At 55.4% G+C, this 24,277-nt stretch carries 12 protein-coding genes and 1 pseudogene; 6 read left to right on the forward strand and 7 right to left on the reverse strand.

Going from position 1 to position 24,277, the window contains the following annotated elements; translation table 11 throughout:
• Positions 1-11 precede the first annotated feature (11 nt).
• From ABO_RS10760 to ABO_RS10770, 3 genes are all read right to left on the reverse strand, one after another.
• Positions 12-10,814 carry a non-ribosomal peptide synthetase gene (locus ABO_RS10760; RefSeq protein ID WP_011589371.1) on the reverse strand — a complete coding sequence of 3,601 codons (10,803 nt, stop codon included), beginning with the start codon at positions 10,812-10,814 and terminating at the stop codon, positions 12-14.
• Positions 10,815-10,850: 36 nt separating this feature from the next.
• Positions 10,851-11,054 (reverse strand): MbtH family protein, encoded by a 204-nt coding sequence (locus ABO_RS10765; RefSeq protein WP_011589372.1) that lies wholly within the window; start codon positions 11,052-11,054, stop codon positions 10,851-10,853.
• A gap of 87 nt (positions 11,055-11,141) precedes the next feature.
• Entirely contained in the window at positions 11,142-12,803 is a 1,662-nt protein-coding gene (locus tag ABO_RS10770; protein ID WP_011589373.1) for a multidrug ABC transporter permease/ATP-binding protein, read from the reverse strand.
• Between the two features lie 206 nt (positions 12,804-13,009).
• Between ABO_RS10770 and ABO_RS10775 the strand changes: the two genes are divergently transcribed.
• Positions 13,010-13,621, forward strand: a complete 612-nt coding sequence (locus tag ABO_RS10775) for a TetR/AcrR family transcriptional regulator (RefSeq protein ID WP_011589374.1) — start codon at positions 13,010-13,012, stop codon at positions 13,619-13,621.
• A 106-nt stretch (positions 13,622-13,727) separates the two neighbouring features.
• The gene (locus ABO_RS10780) at positions 13,728-14,363 is read left to right on the forward strand and encodes an endonuclease (protein WP_011589375.1); all 636 of its coding nucleotides are present in this window, start codon (positions 13,728-13,730) and stop codon (positions 14,361-14,363) included.
• 140 nt (positions 14,364-14,503) lie between these two features.
• Here ABO_RS10780 and ABO_RS10785 read toward each other — a convergent pair whose 3' ends face one another.
• Complete coding sequence (locus tag ABO_RS10785) at positions 14,504-16,279, reverse strand: acyl-CoA dehydrogenase C-terminal domain-containing protein (protein ID WP_035458790.1); 1,776 nt, start codon at positions 16,277-16,279, stop codon at positions 14,504-14,506.
• Between the two features lie 239 nt (positions 16,280-16,518).
• Between ABO_RS10785 and gdhA the strand changes: the two are divergent.
• Positions 16,519-17,855, forward strand: a pseudogene (gdhA, locus tag ABO_RS10790) (NADP-specific glutamate dehydrogenase).
• A 38-nt stretch (positions 17,856-17,893) separates the two neighbouring features.
• Here the strand turns inward: gdhA and ABO_RS10795 are convergent.
• Positions 17,894-18,292, reverse strand: a complete 399-nt coding sequence (locus tag ABO_RS10795) for a YbaN family protein (RefSeq protein WP_035458791.1) — start codon at positions 18,290-18,292, stop codon at positions 17,894-17,896.
• Between the two features lie 340 nt (positions 18,293-18,632).
• Positions 18,633-20,429: an acyl-CoA dehydrogenase C-terminal domain-containing protein gene (locus tag ABO_RS10800; RefSeq protein ID WP_011589380.1), complete on the reverse strand. Its 1,797-nt coding sequence runs from the start codon at positions 20,427-20,429 to the stop codon at positions 18,633-18,635.
• A gap of 278 nt (positions 20,430-20,707) precedes the next feature.
• Between ABO_RS10800 and ABO_RS10805 the strand changes: the two genes are divergently transcribed.
• From ABO_RS10805 to ABO_RS10815, 3 genes are all read left to right on the forward strand, one after another.
• A complete protein-coding gene (locus tag ABO_RS10805; protein ID WP_035458796.1) occupies positions 20,708-20,896 on the forward strand; it encodes a Trm112 family protein in 189 nt (62 codons plus the stop codon).
• Between the two features lie 38 nt (positions 20,897-20,934).
• Positions 20,935-21,972, forward strand: a complete 1,038-nt coding sequence (locus tag ABO_RS10810) for a phospholipase A (RefSeq protein WP_011589382.1) — start codon at positions 20,935-20,937, stop codon at positions 21,970-21,972.
• Positions 21,973-22,636: 664 nt separating this feature from the next.
• Complete coding sequence (locus ABO_RS10815; protein WP_011589383.1) at positions 22,637-23,098, forward strand: LEA type 2 family protein; 462 nt, start codon at positions 22,637-22,639, stop codon at positions 23,096-23,098.
• A gap of 81 nt (positions 23,099-23,179) precedes the next feature.
• Here the strand turns inward: ABO_RS10815 and ABO_RS10820 are convergent, their stop codons facing one another.
• Positions 23,180-24,184: an AraC family transcriptional regulator gene (locus ABO_RS10820; protein WP_011589384.1), complete on the reverse strand. Its 1,005-nt coding sequence runs from the start codon at positions 24,182-24,184 to the stop codon at positions 23,180-23,182.
• Positions 24,185-24,277: the final 93 nt, after the last annotated feature.

Genomic DNA, 24,277 nt, shown 5'->3' on the forward strand with positions numbered 1-24,277 from the left:
TTCACTCCAGATCATAAATCTTCCAGGTCATCGAGAAGATCGGCCATGGCCGACAGATCCTCTTGCTCTTGCTGTTTGGCTTCGCCGTTGTTCTCGTCTACCCGTGCAGCCAACGCCTGCAGCGTGTCCGCCTCAAATAACGCACGCAGGGGAACATCCACCCCCCAGCAATCACGCAGCGCAGCAACGACGCGTGTGGCTAACAGCGAGTGCCCGCCGAGGACAAAGAAATTGTCATCCAGCCCCACACGGGGTTGCCCCAACAGCTCTTCCCACAGCGAAGCCAATTGCTGTTCGGTTTCGGTTTGTGGAGCACGGTATTCACGGGCTTGCCATTGCGGTGCAGGTAACGCCTTGCGATCCAGCTTGCCGTTGGGGGATAACGGCAGAGCCTCCAGAACCATAAACAGTGCGGGAACCATGTACTCGGGCAATGCATCCGCAAGGGCCTGTTGCCAGACTTCACGGTTATCGCTATCGGCGCTCACATACGCCACCAACTGATCACCGGTATCACTGTGATCAGCAACAACAACCGCATCATTTACATCCGGCAATTGCTTCAGTTGTTGTTCGATTTCACCCAGCTCGATGCGTAGGCCACGAATCTTCACCTGATGGTCAAGGCGGCCCAGATATTCAATGATGCCATCGCCCCGTTGGCGCACCTGATCACCCGTGCGATACATGCGGCTGCCTGCGTCACCGTAGGGGTTAGGCACAAAACGTTCCGCAGTCAGATCCGAACGACCAAAATACCCACGCGCCAACCCTATACCCGCTAGATACAACTCACCGGGAACCCCACGGGGCACCGGATTAAGATCCGTATCCAACACATACAATTGGATATTGCTAATCGGTGCACCAATGGGCACGGTATGCCCGCCTTCCGGCTGGCATTGCCAGAAACTCACATCAATGGCAGCCTCGGTTGGGCCGTATAGGTTATGCAGTTCAACATCATCACGGCTGGTGAACACGGCTTTCTGCAGTTCCATATCCAGCGCTTCGCCGCTACAGATCAAGCGCTTGAGCCGCGGCACATTTTGCAACCCGGAGGCATCCACAAACGCTTTCAGCATGGATGGCACAAAGTGCAGTGTGGTAACACCTTCATCGGCCATTACCTGCTGCAACCACTGCGGGTCACCATGGGCCTGCGGCGGCGCCACCGCCAACCGTGCGCCAACCATCAACGGCCAGAAAAACTCCCACACGGACACATCAAAGCTGAAGGGCGTTTTTTGCAATACACAGTCCGCAGCCTGCAACGGATATTCGTTCTGCATCCACAGCAACCGGTTTTCCAGCGCTGCCTGAGTATTGAGCACACCCTTGGGCTTACCTGTGGAGCCGGAGGTATAGATCACATAAACCGCCTGATCTGGATGCCACTGCACCGGGGGCGGCGTTGTCGGCTGATCGCTCACATCCAGTTCATCCAGGCACCACATGGGCACCGCTTTGGGCCAACCGCCCAGCAGGCTGCTGTGGGTCAGCAGCAAGGCCGGCGAAGACGCCTCTAAAATGTAGCTCAGGCGATCCTGCGGGTAACTCGGATCCAACGGGACATAGGCGCCACCCGCACGGGTGATGGCAAGAATGCCGATGACCAGCTCCAGCGAACGGGGCAAGCCGATGGCCACTCGCACCTCCTCTTTCACCCCCGCACGGCGCAGTCGGTTAGCCAGTTGATTCACCTTGCGGTCCAGTTGCGCGTAACTGAGTTGTTGCTCACCCATGCTCAAGGCGACGGCATCGGGAGTGCGGCCCGCCTGCTGACTCAGACGCTTGGGCAGTGCAGTAAAATCGCCCCAGTCTTTTTCGGTGTGATTGAAGTGCTGTTGGTCACTGATTTCTTCAGCCGTCAGTAAAGCCGTGTCGGCCAGCAGCTGCTGCGGGTCATTGAGCAACGCCTCAAGCAAAATAAAGAAATGGTCTCGCAGGCGCGCAATGGTTTGCGGTTTAAACAGCGCAGTGGCATAACCAATAAAACCCTGCAGCTGTTCATCGTCTTCCAAAATATCCAGCGCCAATTCGAACTGGGCACCGGCCGCGCCAGGGTCGAACGGCGTGATCACCGCTTCCGGCCATTGGGGAGCAAACGTCTGACTGAGGCGTTGATGATTGAAGACCACCTGAAACAGAGGGTGACGATCCAGATTCCGATCAACCCCGAGCGCATCCACCAACACCTCAAAAGGCAACGATTGACGCCCCTGGGCTTTACCCATAAACCGCTGAGTCGCCGCCACATGCTGGGCAAACGATTGCGGTTGTTGGTAAGTCGCTGGGACTACCAGGGTGTTAATAAAGCAGCCCTGCAAGTTTTCAGTTTGCGACTGCAAGCGACCGGCCACCGGCACACCAACCCGCACCTGTGCTTGGCCACTGTAACGATGCAATAAGGTCTGCCAGACAGTGAGTAACAAGGTCGAGACGGTAGAACCCAACTCGCTGGCCCGTTGCTTGAGCTGCGTCAGCTGTCGATCACTGATCGACACTGGCAAGCGAGCGCCCCCGTTTTCATTCTCAGGCAGAGCACCACGGGGGAAATCCGTGGGCAAGGCCAGCGGCTCGCCGCCATCACCCAACTGCTTAACCCACCACCGGGTCTGGGCTCGGGCCTCGTCGCTATTCAGCCATTGCTGCTGCCAGGCCGCGTAATCTGCGTACTGGATGGCCGCTGGGGAAGGCACTAGGCGTGCCCCCTGATGAGCAAGCCGGTACAGTTTGCTCAACTCCGCCAACAGCAATTGCATGGAAATTCCATCACCGATGATGTGATGCTGCACCAACATCAGCTGATAACGTTGCGCCGAGAGCTTCACAACCTGCACGCGCAATAACGCATCCGCCGCCAGATCGAATGGTTTGGTCAGCACCTCATGCTGACAACGATGCACATCCTCTGAGCTGGCTTCATCGCTCAAATCTTGCCACTGAACAATCACCGCTGCGTCATCAAGAATACGCTGACGAGGCTCCCCGCCCACATCCACAAAACGGGTCCGCAAGCTTTCATGGTTGGCCACCAAGGTATCCACCGCCTGCTGCAGCGCTGCTTGATGCAGTTCACCGCGCACCTCCAGACCCAGCGGCATATGGTACGCACCGTTTTTCGGCTCCAGCTGCTGCACGAACCAGAGCCGCCGCTGGGCCGCAGAACAAGGCAAATCGCCATGGCGAGGCACCGGCTGAATGTCCGGCATGGCATTCGCCGGCTGACACAACAATGCACATTGCCTCAGCAAAGGTTGCTCGAAAATACGGTTTAGGGGCAGGTCCAGCTGGTGCTGATGGCGCAGCCGGTTAACCATCTGCACCGCTAATAATGAATGCCCACCCAGATTAAAGAAGTGATCATCGCGGCTGATTTTTTCCTGCCCCAACAGGGATTGCCAAATCTCAGCAAGCAACGTTTCCGTGCCGGCTTGTGGCGCGTCACCAGCACGGCTCGCCTGCCATTGAGGCAGGGGTAATGCCTTGCGGTTCACCTTGCCCGCCGGTGTCAGCGGCATGGCTTCCAGGGTTAATAAATGGCTGGGCACCATATAGTCCGGCAGGCTCTCTGCCAGCGTGGCAATCAGTGCATCGGTACTGAGCGGACCGCGCGGCACCAAATAGCCTACCAGCCGGTCGCCCCCCGGTGACGGCTGAGCCAGCACCACCGCTTCGCGCACCTGTGGATGGGCCAGCAACCGGCTTTCAATTTCTCCCAGCTCAATGCGGAAACCGCGAATTTTTACCTGCTGATCCACCCGCCCCAGGTATTCCATTACCCCGTCGTCGCGGTACTTCACTAAATCTCCGGTGCGGTACATGCGCTCACCGGGTTCGCCAAACGGGTCAGGCAAAAACCGTTCGGCGGTCAGGTCTGGGCGCTGATGATAGCCACGGGCCAGCCCCACTTCGTTACCGATATACAGCTCGCCCGCCACGCCCACAGGAACACGGTTTAAATCCTGATCCAGCACGTAAAGTTTTCGCGGCCCCACCGCATGACCAATGGGCGCGTAGGCGCTGCTCAGCGTATCGCCTTCATAGGCCGCCCACAGCATCGGCGTTACCACGGTTTCTGTCGGGCCGTAACCGTTGAGAATGCGTTGTGGCTTTAATACCTGCTGCATCCGCTCGAAGGTTTCCCGAGTAAACGCTTCACCGCCCAATGTCCAGGAACGCACGTTCAACGGCGGCTTTTCTTGCTCAATCCAGTCCAGCAGCGGCCCCATGTAACTGGGTGGAATGCAAGCGATGGTGACGCCTTCTTTTTGCAACGCATCGCAAGTTTGTTGCGCACTCCATAATTGCTGATCCCGAATTACCACCCGCGAGCCAAAGGCCAGCGGCACTGTCCAGCGCTCCACCGCGCCATCAAAACTAATGGACGCAAACTGCAGCTCCACATCATCCGGCGTCATGCCGTAGCGCTTACCGATCGTTTGCACATGCATGCTCAGCCCGGCATGGGTCAACGACACGCCTTTAGGCTTACCGGTGGAACCGGAGGTGTAAATTACATAGGCGAGCTGGTCTGGGTGCGGCTCGTTATTCAACGCATTCGCAGGGAAATCGTTCAGCGACAAACGATCGACCGCCACTGGAGCAACCGTTGCAACCTCAGGCAGAACCCCAATCAACGCTGAAGAGGTAAGCAACAAGCGGGCACCGCTGTCTTTGAGCATGTAATGCAGACGATCTTTCGGATAGCCCGGGTCCAACGGCAGGAAGGCGCCACCGGCTTTCATCACCGCAATAAAGGCTTCCACCATGGTAACGCCGCGTTCGAACGACACCCCCACCACTTGATCCGCTTTCACGCCTTGGCCCATCAAGTAACGGGCCAGCTGATTAGAGCGCGCGTCCAGTTCGGCAAACGACACGCGAGTGCCACCGTGCACCAGCGCAATGGCATCACCGCGTTTGGCGGCCTGTTGCGAGAACAGGGAAACGAAGCTATCCGCAACCCACTCACCCCCACCCTGACTCCACTGTTGCAATGGGGCGGCATCGTCACCCAGCGCATTCAGTTCGGCCAAGGTCATGCCCTCGGATTGAGACAACGCCAGCAACGTTCGCTTAAAGGCGCTGGCCATGCGCTCCACCAACGGCACCGGCAACGCTTGGCTATCGTGGGCGAACAACATTTGCAGGTGATCGCCGGGCAACACTGCCACAGTCAACGGGTAATGAGTGAACTCGTGGCTGGTGGGAGTCCCCAATTGCAATTCACTCTGCCCACCCCCCAAAAGAGATTCATCTAGCGGGTAGTTTTCAAACACCAACAAGGTGTCGAACAACCCCTCCCCGCCCCAGCCGGCATCCTGTTGCACTTCGAACAATGGCGCGTGGCCCTGTTCCCGTAGCGCCGCATTGTCCGCCTGCAATTGCATCAACCAGTCCGCCACCGGTTGTTCGCCATGCAGAGGCACAGTCATGGGTAGGGTATTAATAAACAGCCCCAGCATACTGTCGCTGCCTGCCAATTCCGCCGGTCGACCCGCTACCGTATTACCGAAGACCACTCGCTGCTGGCCGGTAAAACGGCCCAGCACCCGTGCCCAGGCGGCTTGCACCAGGGTATTGATGGTCAACCCTTTGTCACGGGCGGCTTGGCGCAGGCCATCGCTGGTGGCCGCATCAAATTCGATGGGGTGCCGGCGAAACGCGCCTTTCTCCCCCGTCCCCACGGCGTCCACCAGCCGGGTGGGCAGCTGCACCGGCGACAGGTACTGTTGCCAAAATGCTCGAGTGACGGCCCGGTCCTGCTGCTGCAACCAAGCCAGATAATCCGCATAGCTTTTCGTCATCGCCGCCAGTGTCTTGCCGTGATACAGAGCCATCAATTCTGTGAGCAGCAGCCCGGTGCTCCAGCCATCCATGAGGATATGGTGCAGTGTCAGCACGCACTCAAACCGGTCTTCGCTGGTACGCAACAAGTCGACTTTCCACAGCGGCGCCGCTTGCAAGTCGAACCCATTTTCCCGCCGCTGCTTGCACCACTTATCCAGCGCCGATGCACTATCACCTTCACCGCGCAGATCCAGCTCACACCAGGGCAGCTTCACCTGCTGCGTAGACCAAACCGCTTGATGGCGATCGTCTGCCTGCGCTGCAGGCAGCAAACTTGTGCGCAACACACCATGGCGTTCCAGTAGTGTCTGCCAGGCCTGGCACATCCGGGCTGGCTGTACTCCGGTGAGCGGCAACACCAGTTGGTTTACATAGGTGCTGTTGTTACCACTTAACTGGGAATGAAATAGCAGCCCTGATTGCAACGGCGACAGGGGCAAAATTTGCTGCGGACGGTCATGTAGGGCGTCCAGTTGCATTTGGGTTAGCGATGCCAGAGGCATATCCGCCGGGGTTAGCACCGGGGCCTGCGTGGCACAGTGCCGTGCCAAACGTTCGCACTGCTCCAGCCACTGGCTTACCAGCCTATCACCCTGCCCCTGGGAGAGAGATTCACCATCTACATTCACCTGAATGCGCAAGGCGCCGTTTTGTTGATCTGCGTTGATCACCAATGGCGCATCGGCCAGAGCATCCGTTTCCTGCCACAGGCCTGCGTCCATTAACGACACGCCGGGCATATCATCGTGCCGGAACTGACCAAGATAATTGAACAGCACATCCAGGCGGTGGTCCCCATCCTCCAGTTTGCCGTGCTGGACCAGCAAGCCATACGCCAACCCACCATTGGCGGGCTGGCGCAATTGTTCTTTTTGCTGCTTGATGGTGGCCGTCAGATCCTCGGCACGATCTAGCCGTTGGGGATACAAACTGGTCAACCAGCCCACCGTACGACTTAAGTCCACCGCGGCATCACCGGCTGCCCGACCATGGCTTTCCCGGTGAATGCGTACCGCATTGCGACCACTGAAATCGGCCAGAGTCTGGGCCAGCGCGATAAGCAAAAATTCTTCCAGATTTAACGAGGCATAACGGTCAGCGCTATGCTGCCAGCGGCTCAATGTCTGGGCATCGGTTTGCCGATCAATACGTGAAGCGACGCCACCTTGCACCGTGGAAAATAATGGTGGCATGGGCTCACACACCGCTTGCCAGTAAGGCAACGCTTGTTCTGCCTGCGGCAGAAAGTGCTGGTCCAGTATCTCCTGCCAATCGCGCAAAGTGTGTGTCTTACGCGGCAAGGAGGCCTTTCCGCTTACTTCAATTTGCTGGTAAGCCGTAAAAAAATCTTCCAACAAAATACGCCAAGACACCCCATCCACCGCCAAATGGTGAATGCTAAGCAACAACTGCGGGGAAGCCCCAGTAACATACAGCGCACCCAATAAGGTGCCCTTCGCCGGATTCAGGCTGCGCTGCACAGCGATCATCTGAGCTTCGATGGCGGCACTATCGTCACTGTCTATCTGTTGCAACAACGGCGCGTCATTCACCGGCAGGCAATACGCTGTTCCCACCTGTTGATTATCGAACTGAACACGCAGCGCATCGTGTTGCGCCACCAACCTCTGCAACGCCTGTTCCAGCACCTGCGCATCAAAATGTTTTTGCACCGAAAAGCGCAAATATTGATTGCAAGCGGACAACCCTCGCTGCTGAATAAAACGCTGTTGAATCGGCAATAAAGACACCGGGCCAGACAAGGGCTCTTGGCTGGCCATGGTGACATTCACCGGGTCCGCCACTGCGGCCTGCTGACTCAGCACCGGGTGTTCAAAAAGGTCTTTAGGCGTTAATGCCAAGCCCTGTTGCCGAGCACGGCTGACCACCTGCAAAGCCAAAATGGAATCGCCGCCCAGGGCAAAGAAGTTGTCATCACGACTCACGCCTTCTCGGCCCAGCAGAGACTGCCAAATGTCCGCAAGCATCTTTTCGTTATCGGTTTGCGGCGGCGCCCCTTCACTGGCCGTGTGCCACTGCGCTACCGGCAGGGCTTTGCGATCCACTTTACCCGCCGGCGTCAGCGGCATGGCTTCCAGCGTGATTAACTGGCTAGGCACCATGTAGTCCGGCAGCGACTCAGACAGGGCAGCCAGAATCGTTTGTGGATCATGCTCACGGGGGACAGAGTGCGCTGCATTGCGCATCACAATGTAGCCAACCAATCTATCACCGGTGGGGGAAGGCTGTGCCACCACGGCGGCTTCACGAATCTGTTCATGGCCCAGTAGCTGGCTTTCAATTTCTCCCAGCTCAATGCGGAAACCGCGAATTTTTACCTGCTGATCCACCCGCCCCAGGTATTCCATTACCCCGTCGTCGCGGTACTTCACTAAATCTCCGGTGCGGTACATGCGCTCACCGGGTTCGCCAAACGGGTCAGGCAAAAACCGTTCGGCGGTCAGGTCTGGGCGCTGATGATAGCCACGGGCCAGCCCCACTTCGTTACCGATATACAGCTCGCCCGCCACGCCCACAGGAACACGGTTTAAATCCTGATCCAGCACGTAAAGTTTTCGCGGCCCCACCGCATGACCAATGGGCGCGTAGGCGCTGCTCAGCGTATCGCCTTCATAGGCCGCCCACAGCATCGGCGTTACCACGGTTTCTGTCGGGCCGTAACCGTTGAGAATGCGTTGCGGCTTTAATACCTGCTGCATCCGCTCGAAGGTTTCCCGAGTAAACGCTTCACCGCCCAATGTCCAGGAACGCACTTTCAACGGTGGCTTTTCTTGCTCAATCCAGTCCAGCAGCGGCCCCACATAACTGGGCGGAAAGCAGGCGATGGTGACTCCTTCTTCCTGCAGCACCTCACAGCATTTTTCAGCGCTCCACAATGCTTGATCGCGAATCACTACCCGCGAGCCAAAGGCCAGCGGCACTGTCCAGCGCTCCACCGCGCCATCAAAACTAATGGACGCAAACTGCAGCTCCACATCATCCGGCGTCATGCCGTAGCGCTCACCGATCGTTTGTACATGCATGCTCAGCCCGGCATGGGTCAACGACACGCCTTTAGGCTTACCGGTGGAGCCGGAGGTGTAAATTACATAGGCGAGCTGGTCTGGGTGCGGTTCTTCGTTAAGGATGCCGTAGGCAAAATCGTCCAGCGAAAGCTCATCGACCGCAATGGGGTTAACGGCTTCAACGCTCGGCAGGGTGTCGACCAGGTCAGAGGAGGTGAGCAGCAGGCTCGCGCCACTGTCTTCCAGCATGTAGCGCAAACGATCGGCGGGATACCCCGGGTCCAGCGGTAGAAAAGCACCACCGGCTTTCATCACCGCAATAAAGGCTTCCACCATGGTGACGCCACGTTCGAACGACACCCCCACCACTTGATCCGCTTTCACGCCTTGGCCCATCAAGTAACGGGCCAGCTGATTAGATCGCGCTTCCAGTTCGGCAAACGACACGCGAGTGCCACCGTGCACTAGCGCAATGGCATCGCCCCGCTTTGCCGCCTGCTGCGAGAATAAGGACACAAAATTCGTCGCTTGCCACTCGCCTTCACCCTGACCCCACTCTTGCAGTAAAGCTACGTCACCCGGGACCAGTGCGGCGCTTTCTGTCAACGGTAACGCGGGGGCTTGCAGCCACTGATCCAGCACCTGCTCAAAACCAGCGACCATTCGCTCAGCGAAAGCATCATCGAAAATACCCTCACCATAAACCAAACGTAGCGTCAGGCCGCCGTGTTCATCTGGCCAGGCATCCAGCACTAGATCAAATGGCGTCTCCGTTACCGGTAGATCTTCCACCCGCACCAGCAGGTTTCCCAAGTTTAAGCTCAACCCCTTGCCCTGCTGACGATAGTTAAACGCCACTTGGAACAAAGGGTGACTTCCAGCACGACGGGAATCACTGAGCTCATCGACAATTTTCTCGAAGGGAATATCTCGATGTTTTTTTGCGTTACTCAATGCATGGTGAATATGGGCAATCCAATCACTGACTGATTGGGCTGGCAACACTTCGCCCTGCACCACCAGATTATTGACAAAAAATCCCATCAAAAGCTGGTTACTGCTATTACGGTTCGCGCTGGGCACGCCAACGCGAACTAATGACTGCCCTGATATGCGAAAGAGCAGATACTGCAGCACCGAAAGCAATACCGTGAAGCGACTAACCCCCTGCGTTCTGGAAAACTTTTTCAGTCGCTGCGTTTGCTCAATGCTAAGGGAGAAATCGCGATAGCGCGCCGCGTTGGATACCCCACTTTGTGGTGACAGACGCGGCAACGCCAGCGGCTCACCTTCGTGCTCCAGCGTTTCAACCCAGTACTCTAGCTGTGATTTCGCGTTCTCACTGGCAAGCCACTGCACTTCGGTTTTCACCCAATCCAGATAGCGGGTTTCCAGTGACGGTAGCTTAGGCTCTAAACCCTCCCGCAAGGCGCTATAGGCATACAGAAATTCCTGCATGAATACGCCCAGAGACCAGGCGTCGCCCACAATATGGTGTAGGGAAATCAGCAGCACGTGTCGCTGCTCATTCAATTTTACCAACCGATACCGCATCAACGAATCCGTCTCCAGATCAAACGGCGTCGCATTAAACTCATGGCCCAACGCATAAGCGGCCGCCACCGGATCCGCCCTATTACTAACGTCCTCGCACTGCAAGACCCGGTCTTCATGTGGCGCAATTCTTTGCCACCCCTGCCCATCGCGTTCGGCAAATTGCACCCGCACAATATCTTGCCGTGCAATCACATAATTAATGGTCTGCTCGAGTGCTTCTGGGTTTAATTCTCCCTCCAGCCACAGCATGGCGCCAAGGTTATACGCCGTACTCTGCGCAGAGAGCCGCGTGAAAAGCCACAAGCGTTGTTGTGAACAGGAAAGCGGGGCCCAGTCCGGCCCCGGGTTTAGATTTTCGTTGGCAGACCAGGTCATATCAGCTCCTTGGCGTTAGGGCAGGCGCAAGAGAAATCAGGACGCTCGCGCATCACGCAGGCGACGTGGGCGCTGATCCGTCCAACTCTGATTAATATGCTCAAGACATTCAGTCTTGTTGCCAGTGACACCAACGGTTTTCCAACCTGCCGGAACCGGACGATAGGTAGGCCAGATGCTGTACTGTTCTTGGTCATTGATGACGACGGTGAATTCCGTTTCAGGATTATCAATACTCATGGCTTCCTCGCCGGTGACAGGATGAATAACAACGCGTGCAAGCGCTGAAAGCTCAAACACGCAACACTCTATTTTCGAGGGGGTGATCTAAAGGCTAGCTTCACGCAATACCTGAACACTCTCACGAGCACTCAAATCGTCTATTTCCTGCAAACGGCCAGCGTCCATTTTCAACAAGCGATCTGCACGATCGAAGTAATGATCATCGTGAGTAATGGCAATAATGGTTTTACCGGTAGCCTGCAGCCGGGGCAGCAGATCGAGATAAAAAAACTGCCGGAACTGCGGATCCTGGTCCGCTGCCCATTCATCCAGCAATAAACAGTCTCGGCTTTCCACCACCGCCATTAACAGTGCCAGACGTTTGCGCTGACCTTGGGAGAAACGGATATCGCTAAGTCGCCCGTCTTGCTCGCGTACCTTGTGCTGCATCCCCAAGGTGGCCAACCAAGCATCCACGTCTGCGCTAGCCACGTCTGTCCCATCGCCTTTGAGCAAGCGACTGAACAAATGGAAGTCGGTAAAAACAGAAGAGAAAAGCTGTCGAAAAGCCACCCGGGTTGATTCCGTAACGGGCTCGCCATCGACTATCAGCTCACCCTGCTGAGGCCGATACAATCCCGTCAGCAAACGCGCAAAAGTGCTCTTACCACTACCATTGCCCCCTTGCACAAAAATCAGTTCCCCACGACGGATAGTGATATCCAGCGGCCCCACCGCAAAACCTGGTGCTCCGTCCTGCTCTGGGTAGTGGTAACACACGCCCTGCAAGCTAAGAGTACTGAAGCCGGACAGCGTATTGCTGGTGCTTTGCAGAAGGTCAGCAGAATCAGCAGCCAGTTGCAGCCCGGCTAGCTTGCGCAAAGACACCCGTGCCGACAGCAGTGTTGGCAAGGCCGCCACCGCACCAATCAACGGTGTACGCAGTAACAGAATCGTCAGCGCAAAAATCGACGCAGTATTAGCATCAGCCCACCCTTGACCAACCGCCAGATAAAACAGCACACCAATCAACGCCAGCACCAGCACATTGGCCATATTGCCCGCCAGACCGTTATAGATATCCGCCCGAGTAACATGATCCCGGTAGGCGCGGGCATGGCCATCAAACTCTTCATCAAAAAAACGGGCGGCTCGAGGCCGGTTCAATGCCAGCTCCTTGCGGCCATCAATCATGGCCTGATAATCCTGATACAGGTGGTCGTCCCCTTCGCGCACCTTGCCAATATGGAAATTGATACGGCCAACCAACCAGACCCCCATCACAGCGGTTGCCAGCAACCAGACCACGGTAACCACAAACAATCCCGGCGCCAGCCAGGCAAGCCATCCCAGAGCCGCCACACTAAGCGCCGCGCCGTAAACCAGTTCTGGCAGATGGACAAAGGCAATGGTCAGGTTACGCAGGTCGGTGCTCAACGCTGCCAGCAGATGCGGCCCTCCCACTTTTTCCAACTGCTCGATGTCTGTTGCCAGCACTCGACGCACCAGATCCCTGCGTAAGCCATAGACCATCCTGTGGCCAAGCACATGCAAGGTCACCTGTGCCAAGGTAGCGGTGACAAATAACGCCACTAACAGCAAAACGAACTGCAGCAATACAACGGGCAGATCAGCGCCTCCGGCCAGTAAGCGCTGACTGATGAAGGCTAACACCGCGACGCTAAGCACAGCGCTCAACACACTCAGCACCGCCACTGCTGCAAAGGCTTTTTTTCGACTGGAAAACAATAGGCCCATAAGCGTCATGAGGATGTCCGCCTCCTTGGACAGGGAACAGCTACAGAAGAGAATCGCAATGATATTGATTCTTATTTATAAATCAACTTTATTTTCAGCCCGCTAATCCCATTTGGGCCATTCTTCTTGCCGCTACGCCCTGTGTACTGGCACGTCTCGTCATTGCCGAAAAGTGTCCTGCTCAATACCATTAGGTAACAGCACAGGACTTATTCATGACTCAGCAGATCACCGCACGCGGCCAACGACGGCGCCAGGCCTTACTTGATGCCGCCACACATACCTTCCTACAGCACGGTTACGCACGCACCACGCTAGATATGATCATTGCTGAAGCAGGCGGCTCACGCCGCAGCCTGTATGAATATTTTGGTGACAAACGGGGACTGTTCAGCGCGATCATCACTCATCACGCTCACAAGATGGTTCACGATATTCGCAACCTAGAGGTGGACGACCTACCCGCCCAGGAAGGCCTTGAGCTGCTGGGGCATGCTTTCGTCAAAGCATTGACGGATCCGATTAACTTGGAACTGTACCGCTTGCTGATTGCAGAAGGGGCCGCTTTTGCGGAACTCGGAGAAACGGTATATGCGGCCGGGCCTCAATTTTTACAGGAACAATTACAGCTTTACCTCCAGTGCCTTCACGACCGCGGACAACTCCCCGGCCCCAGCCCTAGCGATCATGCTGCCCGGCAGTTTTTCGGGATGGTCAAGGCGGACTTTCAACTCTGTGCTCTATTGGTCCCCAGCCAGCTTCCCGATGAAACAGCGATCACTGCACATATCCGTAGCTGTGTGACGCTTTTGTTGAACAACCGCTAGTCCCACCATAGGCACCAGCTATCTGCCAAGCATACATTGCAGATAGCCGTCATCATGGCCTTGAGGGCTAATATGGTAATAAGAAGAATGTGACAGGATTCACAACATGCGGAAAATTATACTGACGCTGCTGGCAACGTGTTTGCCGGTTACCGCCAGCTACGCCGGTGGCATGGATACATTGTTCCTCGAACAAGTCTACCCTAATGGCGGCTCTACTCTTTATTGTCAGGAACCTTTCCAACTCGGTGATCGCATTTTAGTAACGCAGATTTACGATGAGCGCCGTCTAGCACAACACTTTGGTTGCAGAAGTAGCCGTCTTTGCAGAAACAATCCGCAGTTCACTGATATTTACCAGGACCGCCATGCCCTTTTCCCCGTTACCCGCCTCGCCGAACTAGATCGTCGGCGGACCCTGTTTGGCGATTTACCCGATACAACGAATAAAAATGCTCATTGCGGTTACAAACAATCTTTCCAAGTGTTCGAGCCCCCGGTAAACGCCAAAGGTGACGTGGCACGGGCCATGCTCTATCTCCACGAGCGTTACGAATTGCCCCTGCTAGGCACGCTGGAAATGTACCAACGCTGGAGCAGGGAGGACCCCGTTACTGACGAAGAGCGCCAACGCAATAATGTGATTGAAAAACTGCAGGGTAACCGCAACCCCTTCATTGATAATCCAGCCCAAGCACAACGCCTACAGGGCAGCTCACCGCTGAACATGCAGTTTCCATAGAGGGGTTCAAAGTTGAAACGTGAACACTTTACTCAACGCTTTTAACGCAAGAGGCCGCACCCAAACACAGGGCGCGGCCTCTTGATTTCAGTACGGGGAAATTGCTCCCGCGTTCTAACGTTGAACCTTCAACTTGTCACTCAGAACTGTTCCGCGTCCAGGCTCATCATGGCATCCGCACCGCTATTCAGCTGGGCAGCCAGTGATTGGGCCTTTGGCAGTACACGCTGAAAGTAGTATTGCCCGGTGATACGTTTGGCTTTAGCGAAGTCATCATCACGGTCATCGGTGGCCGCTAGCATCTGCGCCCACAGCCATGCGTAGAGCACATAACCAAAGATATCCAGGTACTCCACCGCAGCAGCGCTGATCGCATCCGGGTTGTTGCCGGCCTGGGCCAGCAGTGTATCGGTGGAAGATTTCAGCAATAGCAAAGCCGCTTGCAGGTCGTCTTTTACTGCGGCTAGCTGCGCATTATCGGCATTAGCATCCACCCAGGCCTGGGCATCGGCCAGGAAAGCATCCACGGATTTACCACCGTTGCGGACCACTTTACGGCCAGCTAAGTCCAACGCTTGAATACCGTTAGTGCCTTCGTAGATCTGGGAAATACGGCAATCGCGAACAAACTGCTCCATACCCCATTCACGAATATAACCGTGGCCCCCAAATACCTGCTGCCCGGTAATGGTGGTGTCCAGGCCTCGATCGGTAAAGAAAGCTTTAGCGACCGGCGTCAACAGCGCCACCCGATCCTCCGCTTTCTTCTTGGCCTCCGCGTCTTCGCTGAACTTAGACGTATCCAGCTGCATGCCCACATAGGCTGCCAGCGCACGGCCTCCTTCATTGATGGCGCGCATGTTCATCAGCATGCGACGCACATCACCGTGCACAATGATCGGATCCGCCGGTCCTTGCGGGTTTTTCGCACCGGTGGCGCTGCGACCTTGTAGGCGCTCTCGCGCATATTCCACAGCACTCTGGTAGCTAACTTCACCCAACCCCAAGCCCTGTAGCCCGATGGACAGTCGCTCGTAGTTCATCATAGTGAACATGCACGCCAGCCCCTGGTTCGGCTCACCGATAATCCAGCCTTTGGCATCGTCGAAGTTCATAACACAGGTGGCAGAGCCCTTGATCCCCATCTTATGTTCGATGGAACCACAGGTGACACCGTTGGCCTCACCCGGATTGTTGTCCGCGTCAGGCAAAAACTTGGGCACCAGGAACAGGGAGATCCCTTTGGAGCCTGCTGGCGCATCCGGCAACTTAGCCAGCACCAGATGGACATGGTTGCCGGTCAGGTCATGTTCACCACCGGTGATAAAAATCTTGGTGCCGGTAATGTTGAACGAGCCATCATCGTTAGGCACAGCCTTGGTCCGTAGAATACCCAGGTCTGTCCCGGAATGCGGCTCAGTCAGGCACATGGTGCCACTCCACTCACCGCTATAAAGCTTGGGTAAGTACTGCGACTTGAGTTCTTCGCAAGCGTGGGCATCCACCGCTAGGCACGCACCACTGGTTAGTGCCGGATACAAGGCAAACGAAGAACAAGCGCTGTGCATCATTTCTTCAAAAAGCACCGCCAATGACTTGGGCATACCCTGGCCACCAAACTCCGGGTTACCGGAAAATGCGCTCCAACCATTTTCGGCAAAGGTCTTGAATGCTTCCTTGAAACCATCCGGGGTAGTCACCGCCCCATCGGTCCAAGTGCAGCCCTGCTCATCGCTGTTACGATTCAGCGGGAACAGCAAGCCTTCGGTCATTTTGCCCGCTTCTTCCAGAATCGCATCGGACAAATCCTGAGTCACCTCTGCGGTGGCCGGCATGGAGGCCCAGAGTTGATCCGCTTTGAACACATCGTTGAGAACAAAACGCATGTCCTCGAGGGGGGCTTTATAAGTCGCCATTTGCACGTCTCCCGAAAGTTGGCAGGATGCGAATTTTAGGCAGCCCTGCAGCTGGGTGACAGGCTTATTTGTGACCCAGCGTTCACATTACGTATTTTGCTTTATGGCATTGCAACCAGCTCTCAGCACACCACTGACTGCCTAGCCCGAGACAAACAGTACCCCCTAAGCGCATCAAATTGGTGCGCCATAGCGCACCAATTAAAACCACTCACCACTCAGACGCTCAGGATTCCAATATGACATCAGGGTTAGAGAGTTTTCTTCAGCAGATAAAACGGCGCGACCCGGAACAAGCCGCCTTCCACCAAGCCAGCGAAGAGGTTCTGCGCTCACTATGGCCATTCCTCAAACTGCAGCCAAAGTATCAATCCATGGGCCTACTGGAAAGGCTTGTTGAACCCGAGCGGGTGATTCAATTTAGAATCGCCTAGCAAGATGATAACGGTCAGGTCCAGTCAATCGTGGATATCGGGTACAGATGAACAGCGCCATCGGCCCCTACAAAGGCGGGCGACGCTTTCATCCATCGGTTAATCTGGACATCCTGAAGTTTCTCGCCTTCGAGCAAACCTTTAAAAACTCGCTGACCTCCCTACCTATGGGTTCAGGTAAAGGGGGCGCGGACTTTGACCCCAAAGACAAATCTGACGCTGAAATTATGCGTTTTTGCCAGGCGTTTATTACCGAACTCTATCGCCATATTGGTCCCAACCTGGATATTCCTGCCGGCGATATCGGGGTCGGTGCTCGGGAAGTAGGCTATATGTTTGGCATGTATAAAAAGCTCACCAACGAATTCACCGGCACCTTTACTGGAAAAGGCTTCGCCTTCGGCGGCTCACGAATACGCCCGGAAGCCACCGGATATGGCTGCGTGTATTTCGTTGAAGAAATGATGAAAACACGCCATAGCGGGCTAGAAGGGAAAAAAACCCTGATCTCCGGTTCTGGCAATGTCGCCCAATTTGCTGCCAGGAAAGTACTCGATCTAGGCGGCAAGGTGCTGACTCTTTCTGACTCCAGCGGCACCCTGTTTTTCCCACAAGGAATGACCGAAGAAGATCTTCTTCATATTACCGAGTTGAAAAATAAGCCCGGAGCGCGTCTCAGCGAAGCGACTCAATATTTGAATGCTGAATACTTGGAAAGCCAGCGCCCCTGGCACATCCCCTGTGATATTGCTTTACCATGCGCCACCCAAAATGAGCTTGACGAGGACAACGCCCGCACCCTGATCAAAAATAATTGTCAGGTTGTTGCCGAAGGGGCGAACATGCCATGCACCCTCGCTGCCATAGACATCTTCCGGGATGCCCATATATTGTTTGCGCCCGGCAAAGCCGCCAATGCAGGCGGGGTATCGGTGTCGGGACTGGAAATGAGCCAGAATAGTTTACGACTAAACTGGACCTCTGGAGAGGTGGACGAGCGACTGCATTCTATAATGCAGCGCATTCACCATTCCTGCATTGAGTACGGAACCGTGGACGGCACCACCGGTTATGTCCGGGGTGCAAATATCGCTGGGTTTGTCAAAGTGGCAGATGCCATGCTCGCCCAAGGGGTGGTGTAACCGTTTTTACTCAGCACAATAAAGCAGGCGGGTCGGCACTATCGATCGGCGCGCCCGCTCTTATCTCCCTGCTTAGCTGCAGGCTCCGGGCGAGCCCAAAGCCACGCGGCAGTCACCATCAATGTCGCCGGAACGCCCAGCTTTAACGCAACATGGGCCTCAGAAACCGCAATCATCATTACGCTGAGCAACATCATTGCAGACGCCGCGATTTTGGCCCGACGCGACACCGCGCCATGCTCTCGCCAGTCACGGATACTGGGGCCATATTTAGGGTGCCCCAGCAACCAAGCTTCCAGCCGAGGCCAACCATGAGTCCCTGCCCAGGCGGCCAGCAACAAAAAGGGCACCGTGGGCAAACCAGGGATGACTACACCAATCCCCCCAAGCACCACGGACAATATTGCCAGCAACCGCCAGGCGGTGATTTTAAGCATTGCGCACACTCCTGAAATGTCACAACAGCATGCATTCAGCAAACGCTCGCTGCAAAAGACCCAGGCCAGATATGACCTGCAGCCACCTTATGACACTGTTTCGACACGGCCACGTTGAACACTCCCTTGAGCATGACTATACCCAGGATAATAGTAAGCACACGATTTACAGGAAAACGTCCGTCTTCCTTCGCATCAATCCCATCAGCGCCGAAGAAGGGCCGCAGTGAGATTGAAACTAAACCCAACGCACCCTACGGCATGCTCTCTGCCTCAACCAGCGGTCAAGCAGCCAAAAAAAACCCGCCATAAAGGCGGGTTTTTTATCAGCAGGAGAGACTTAGAATGCGAAGTGCTCGGCATCCAGGTCCATCATGCAGTCCAAACCACCTTCGATAGCGCCTTTATGGCCAGCCACGCGCGGCAGGATGCGCTTGAAGTAGAAACGCGCAGTACTGATCTTGGCTTTGTAGAAGTCCTCATCACCAGCACCAGCATCTAGCTGGGCTTGCGCGACAGATGCCATGCGCGCCCACAGATAGGCCAGCGTCACGTAACCAGAGTACATCAGGTAATCCACCGAGGCGGCGCCCACGTATTCCGGATTCTGCATGGCCTGCATGCCGATGGCTTGAGTCAGCTCGCCCCATTCCTTGTTGTAGCCGGCCAGCGGCTCAACAAATTCTTTAAGGTCGCCATTCTCACCATTGGCTTCACAGAACTGGTGCACAATCTTGGTGAAGTTACGCAGGGCCTGGCCCTGGGTCATCAACACCTTACGGCCCAACAAATCCAGCGCCTGAATACCGGTGGTGCCTTCGTACAGAGTAGAGATACGGGCATCACGAACGTTCTGCTCCATGCCCCACTCACGAATAAAGCCGTGACCACCGTAGATCTGCACACCGTGGTTAGCAGCTTCCAGGCCTGTTTCGGTCACAAACGCTTTGGCGATCGGTGTCAGCAGCGCCATCAGTTCGTCGGCTTCTTTACGGGCCGCTTCGTCCTTCTCCAGCTTCACCTTGTCGCCCAGCTGGGCACACAGGTAAACCAGTGCACGGCCACCTTCGGCGAATGCCTTGGAGGTCAGCAGCATGCGACGCACATCTGGGTGAACGATGATCGGGTCAGCCGGGCCTTCCGGGTTCTTAGGTCCAGACAGACTACGCATGGCCAAACGTTCCTTGGCGTAGGTCAGCCCGCCCTGGAAACCAATTTCAGCGTGCGCAACACCTTGAATAGCAGTACCCAGGCGAGCGAAGTTCATGAAGGTGAACATGCAGTTCAAACCTTTGTTCTCCGGACCGATCAGGTAACCAGTCGCACCGTCGAAGTTCATTACACAGGTAGCAGAAGCCTTAATACCCATCTTGTGTTCGATGGAACCACAGGTCACCGCATTGCGCTCACCCACGCTGCCGTTACCGTCAGTCATGAACTTGGGCACGATGAACAGGGAAATGCCCTTGGTGCCTTTCGGAGCACCCGGCAGGCGAGCCAGGACGATATGGATGATGTTCTCAGCCATGTCATGCTCACCGGCGGAGATGAAGATCTTGGTGCCGGTGATGCTGTAGGATCCGTCGTCGTTAGGCTCGGCCTTGGTTTTGAGAATGCCTAGGTCAGAACCACAGCTAGGCTCAGTCAGACACATAGTGCCGGTCCACTCACCACTGGTTAGCTTGGGCAAGTACCCTTGTTTCTGCTCTTCAGTGCCGTGTTCTTCAATGGTGGCAACCGCACCATGGGACAGGCCCGGGTACATGCTCCAGGACCAGTTGGCAGAACCGGTCATTTCTGATATCGCGATACCGGCAGAACCCGGCAGGCCTTGGCCCCCGAACTCAGGATCGCCACCCATGGCCGGCCAGCCACCCTCTACGTATTTGACGTAGGCTTCTTTAAAGCCTTTCGGCGTGGTCACCACACCATTTTCGAAACCACAGCCTTCCTCATCACCGGAACGGTTTAGAGGAGCCAGTTCGTTTTCAGAAAACTTGGCGCCTTCTTCCAGGAAAGCATTCAGCAGTTCGCTATTGATATCGTCCAAACCCAGGCTGGCGTAGTGGCCATCCAGGTCGAGCACTTCATTCAGTACAAAGCGCATGTCGCGCAGGGGAGCCTTGTAATCCGGCATCTCAAATCTCCCTTAAATTACCGGTAACAATGAGGCGGGCCGTGGCTCGCCACTCTTTTAAGTGGGCTAATCTTAGGTCAGGCTTCCGGCACGTCTCCACCCCTATTTGTGACCCGCAAGTCAAACAAGCGTTTGAAACTAATGTTTGCCCGCTAACCGCCCTGTTTTCAAAGACAATTACCAGGAAATCGTAAAAAAGCATCGGTCTGCTTGCGATAGGCATTCAACCCGCCGAGGTTTCGGTATACTCGCGACATTACCGTTTAGGAGTGGTGAAAATGCTTGATCCCAATCTACTGGATATTTTGGTCTGCCCGGTCAGCAAAGCACCGTTGATCTACGATGAAAAAACCGCAGAGTTAAAGTGCAAAGCCAGCGGCTTAGCCTATCCGGTGCGCGATGGCATACCGGTCATGCTGGAAGAGCAGGCACGCGCCATGAGTGATGAAGAAGCCCTGTCACTATAACATTTAGCTCCACTACTCCTCGCCACAGGAAGGCCCTCATGCATATCCGCCTTATGTTCGCCCTAGCGCTGGCCAGCTCCCTTCTTTGCGCCGAGGAGCCGGCCAATAACGATCCTCCTGTACCCGACAGCCCAGCCATCAACATGACAGAAGAGCAAAAGCTCAATAACTGTCTGTTACGCAGTGCCCAGACCGCTAATGGCAATGTAACACTGCACGAAATGCGCGGTTGGTGTACGAACGGCGAAGAACAAGAGAGAATCAGTAGCCATGAGAACGCCCTGCGAGCCAGGCTGGCACTGGAAAATACCACCCGCGGCAATCCCTTTGTCATCACCCCTCATCGCCGAAACTACCTGATGCCGTATAGTTACTGGTCCAATCGGCAGTGGAACGACCCCACCAAGAAGGACAGTGATCTACAACCCTCTGAGGTCAAATTTCAGTTATCGCTGAAAGCCCCTATCAAAGAAAAGATTTTCGATGACATTACCCTTTGGATGGCCTTTACCGGCACGTTCTATTGGCAGGCTTACAACAGTGACCTCTCGGCCCCATTCCGTGAAGCCAATTACGAGCCGGAATTATTCATTACCAAACCGATTGATTGGCAAATCGGACCTCTAGATTCGGAGCTATTGGCGCTAGGGTTCAACCATCAGTCCAACGGCCAGGATGTGCCCGTTTCACGTAGCTGGAACCGTATCTTCATGAACTATGTGTTCAAGACAGGGGATTACTACTGGTCCTTCAAACCTTGGTATCGCATTCCTGAAGATAAAAAAGACTCCCCCACAGATGCCGGCGGTGACGACAACCCGGATATCGAAAAGTACATGGGCAATTTCGAACTGGAAGTCGCACACCCATTCGGCAACCACGTGGTCGAACTGATGCTACGCAACAATCTACGTTCGGAGAATAAGGGCGCAGGCCGCCTCAATTACTCATTCCCGCTAAGCAAACGCTTCAAAGGCTTGGTGCAGGTTTTCTCCGGGTACGGGGATTCACTGATTAATTACGACAATTATGAGAACCGCTACAGCTTCGGGATCCTGTTGACGGATTCTCTATAGAGGCAGCCGCGAGCCACACGTTTTAAATAAGACACCAAAGGCTCTCTTGAAAGTGCACACAGATTGCAGCGCAGCCAAGAGAGCGTTTCGGAGTCAACGGTACCTATAAAGGCCCGTATTTCAGCGGGCGCTTCACGCTTGTCATTCTAATACCACAGCCCCAAAAGCCGCCGGAATAAGCTCACTCCCCACAGGAGCGAGCCAATCTTGTCAATCGCGCCCCTGCTTGGCTTGCTGCACCTGAAAGCGCGGCGTCTGTGCCCCCCCGTTTTAGCATTTATCCACATCGTTCTAGGGGCGCTTTTCAGAGTACTCACTATAGGTAGGCGGCGTTGACTATTGTGGTGGCCATGGCCTACCAGATACAAATCTGCAACATCGGGTACTTGCCTTCTCCCTAACGATCACGCGATCATCCATGTAGCCGGATGATTAAGTCATTCGGTCCTCGTGCCGGCGGCCCGGTTAGGATGCCGCACCACAGGCGCCCCGCAAGGGGCGCGGTGGTGCGGTTGGCGATCGGGCCGTCCGGCACGCATTATCCTCCTCTTGCTATCGCACATACCGCGTTCATCTGCGCACGCCTTTCACCCCCACTCTCGCAACTTTCCGGTTATGCTGGTCTCTAACTGCCTGCTAACAACGTATATCAATGGAGTGAAGAATGAAGAAAGTGCTTTCCTTGTGGGTCGCCATGGGCCTGTTGATCCTGAGCGGCTGCCAGAGCCTCGCTGGCCTAGAGTCTCCAGAGGTTAGCGTCTCCGGTATTAATCTGAACAGCTTCAGCCTGTTTGAGCAGGAGTGGGGGCTGACGCTTCGGGTCCAAAACCCCAACGATCGGGAGCTAACGCTCAACAGCTTGGACTATGAGATCTACGTGAACGGGGAGAAGTTTGCCCGCGGGCTCACCAACGAAAGCATTACCTTGCCGGCCATGGGTGATACCAAAGTAACGACCGCCATCACCACAAGTCTGCTGGGCAGCCTGCAGCAATTACAGAAAATTCAGCAGAACCAAGACCAGCCACTGCAATACTGGCTAGTGGGCAAATCACGGGTGGCCGGGGTACCGATCCCTTTATCCTTCGACAAGGAAGGAGAAATGAAGCTACCCGCAATGCCATAAAAAAAACGGGCTTATCTCCGCCGTCACAAAGCTCAACAAGCACAACAGCGCTGTTAAGAATGGCTGTCATGGTAGAACCCATCATCCCTGCCGCTCACGGCGGAACCTGCCCGGGCTCTGCCCGGTCCAGCGGCGGAAGGCATGGTTGAAGTTGGCTATCTCCGAAAAGCCCAGACGTTCGCTGATTTCAGTCAGGCTGAGGATGCCAAGAGTGAGCCATTGCTCCGCCAGCATCTGCCGAACTTCATCCAACAACATCCGATAACCTGTACCCTCCGCTTGCAGATGACGGCGTAAGGTACGACTGGTGATCGCCAGCTCCTGTGCCATCGCCTCCATATCCGGAAAGCGACCCGGCTGTTGTAATAACCGCCGACGCACCTGCGCCGCCACGCTGCCCTTGCGATAACGCTGCACCAATAACTGGTGACACTGCTCTTCACATAAACGCGCCGTGACCGGGTTGGCTTGGGGCAGTGGCATATCAAGCAGGCCCAGAGCAAAACGCGCCTGACTACGAGGACGACCAAATTCCGGCACCAGTCCAAAAATAGATTCGAAGGTGGCCGCCGTTCGCGGCGGCAACCGTATTTCCAGTGAAGACAAGGGAACCCGCCCGGCAAACAACTCTTCCTGAATCATCATCACCGCACTGGCATCCCGGGCCAACAGATACTCGCGAACCTCTTCCGGCACGCCACTGTCATCCAAAATCAGCAAGGCATCATTCCCCTCCTGCTGGAGAGAGACATCCAGAAAAGCAAATGTTAAGTCTAGGTAGCGCAGCCCCAGCTCAACAGCCTGACGAAAGGTGGGGCTACTCAACAACGCAAACCCCCATACTCCATAGCTACTCAGGTGGTAACGCTGCCCCATGGCTAAGCCTAGCTCTGCATGGTTGCCCAGAGCCCGGCACAAGTTGCGTACCACCGTGAGCTCCTGTTCCGCACCAATAGTGCAATCTGCTTGGCCCAGCATCGCCAAATCAATCCCCGAATTGTGCAGACACACAGAGGCCGGCACGCCTTGCTCTTCGGCAAAGGCCACCTGCATCCGCACGCTGGTTATCGCTCTCTGTACCGCCATAATGTCCGTATTTCACAAATTTATGTCCCAGAATGCCATAAACAAAGCGTTTATGTATCGCTAGAGTGGATGGCAACGTTATTAACCGGATTG

Origin of the sequence: Alcanivorax borkumensis SK2 (assembly GCF_000009365.1) — a bacterium.
In the GTDB taxonomy this organism is placed as follows: Bacteria; Pseudomonadota; Gammaproteobacteria; order Pseudomonadales; family Alcanivoracaceae; genus Alcanivorax; species Alcanivorax borkumensis.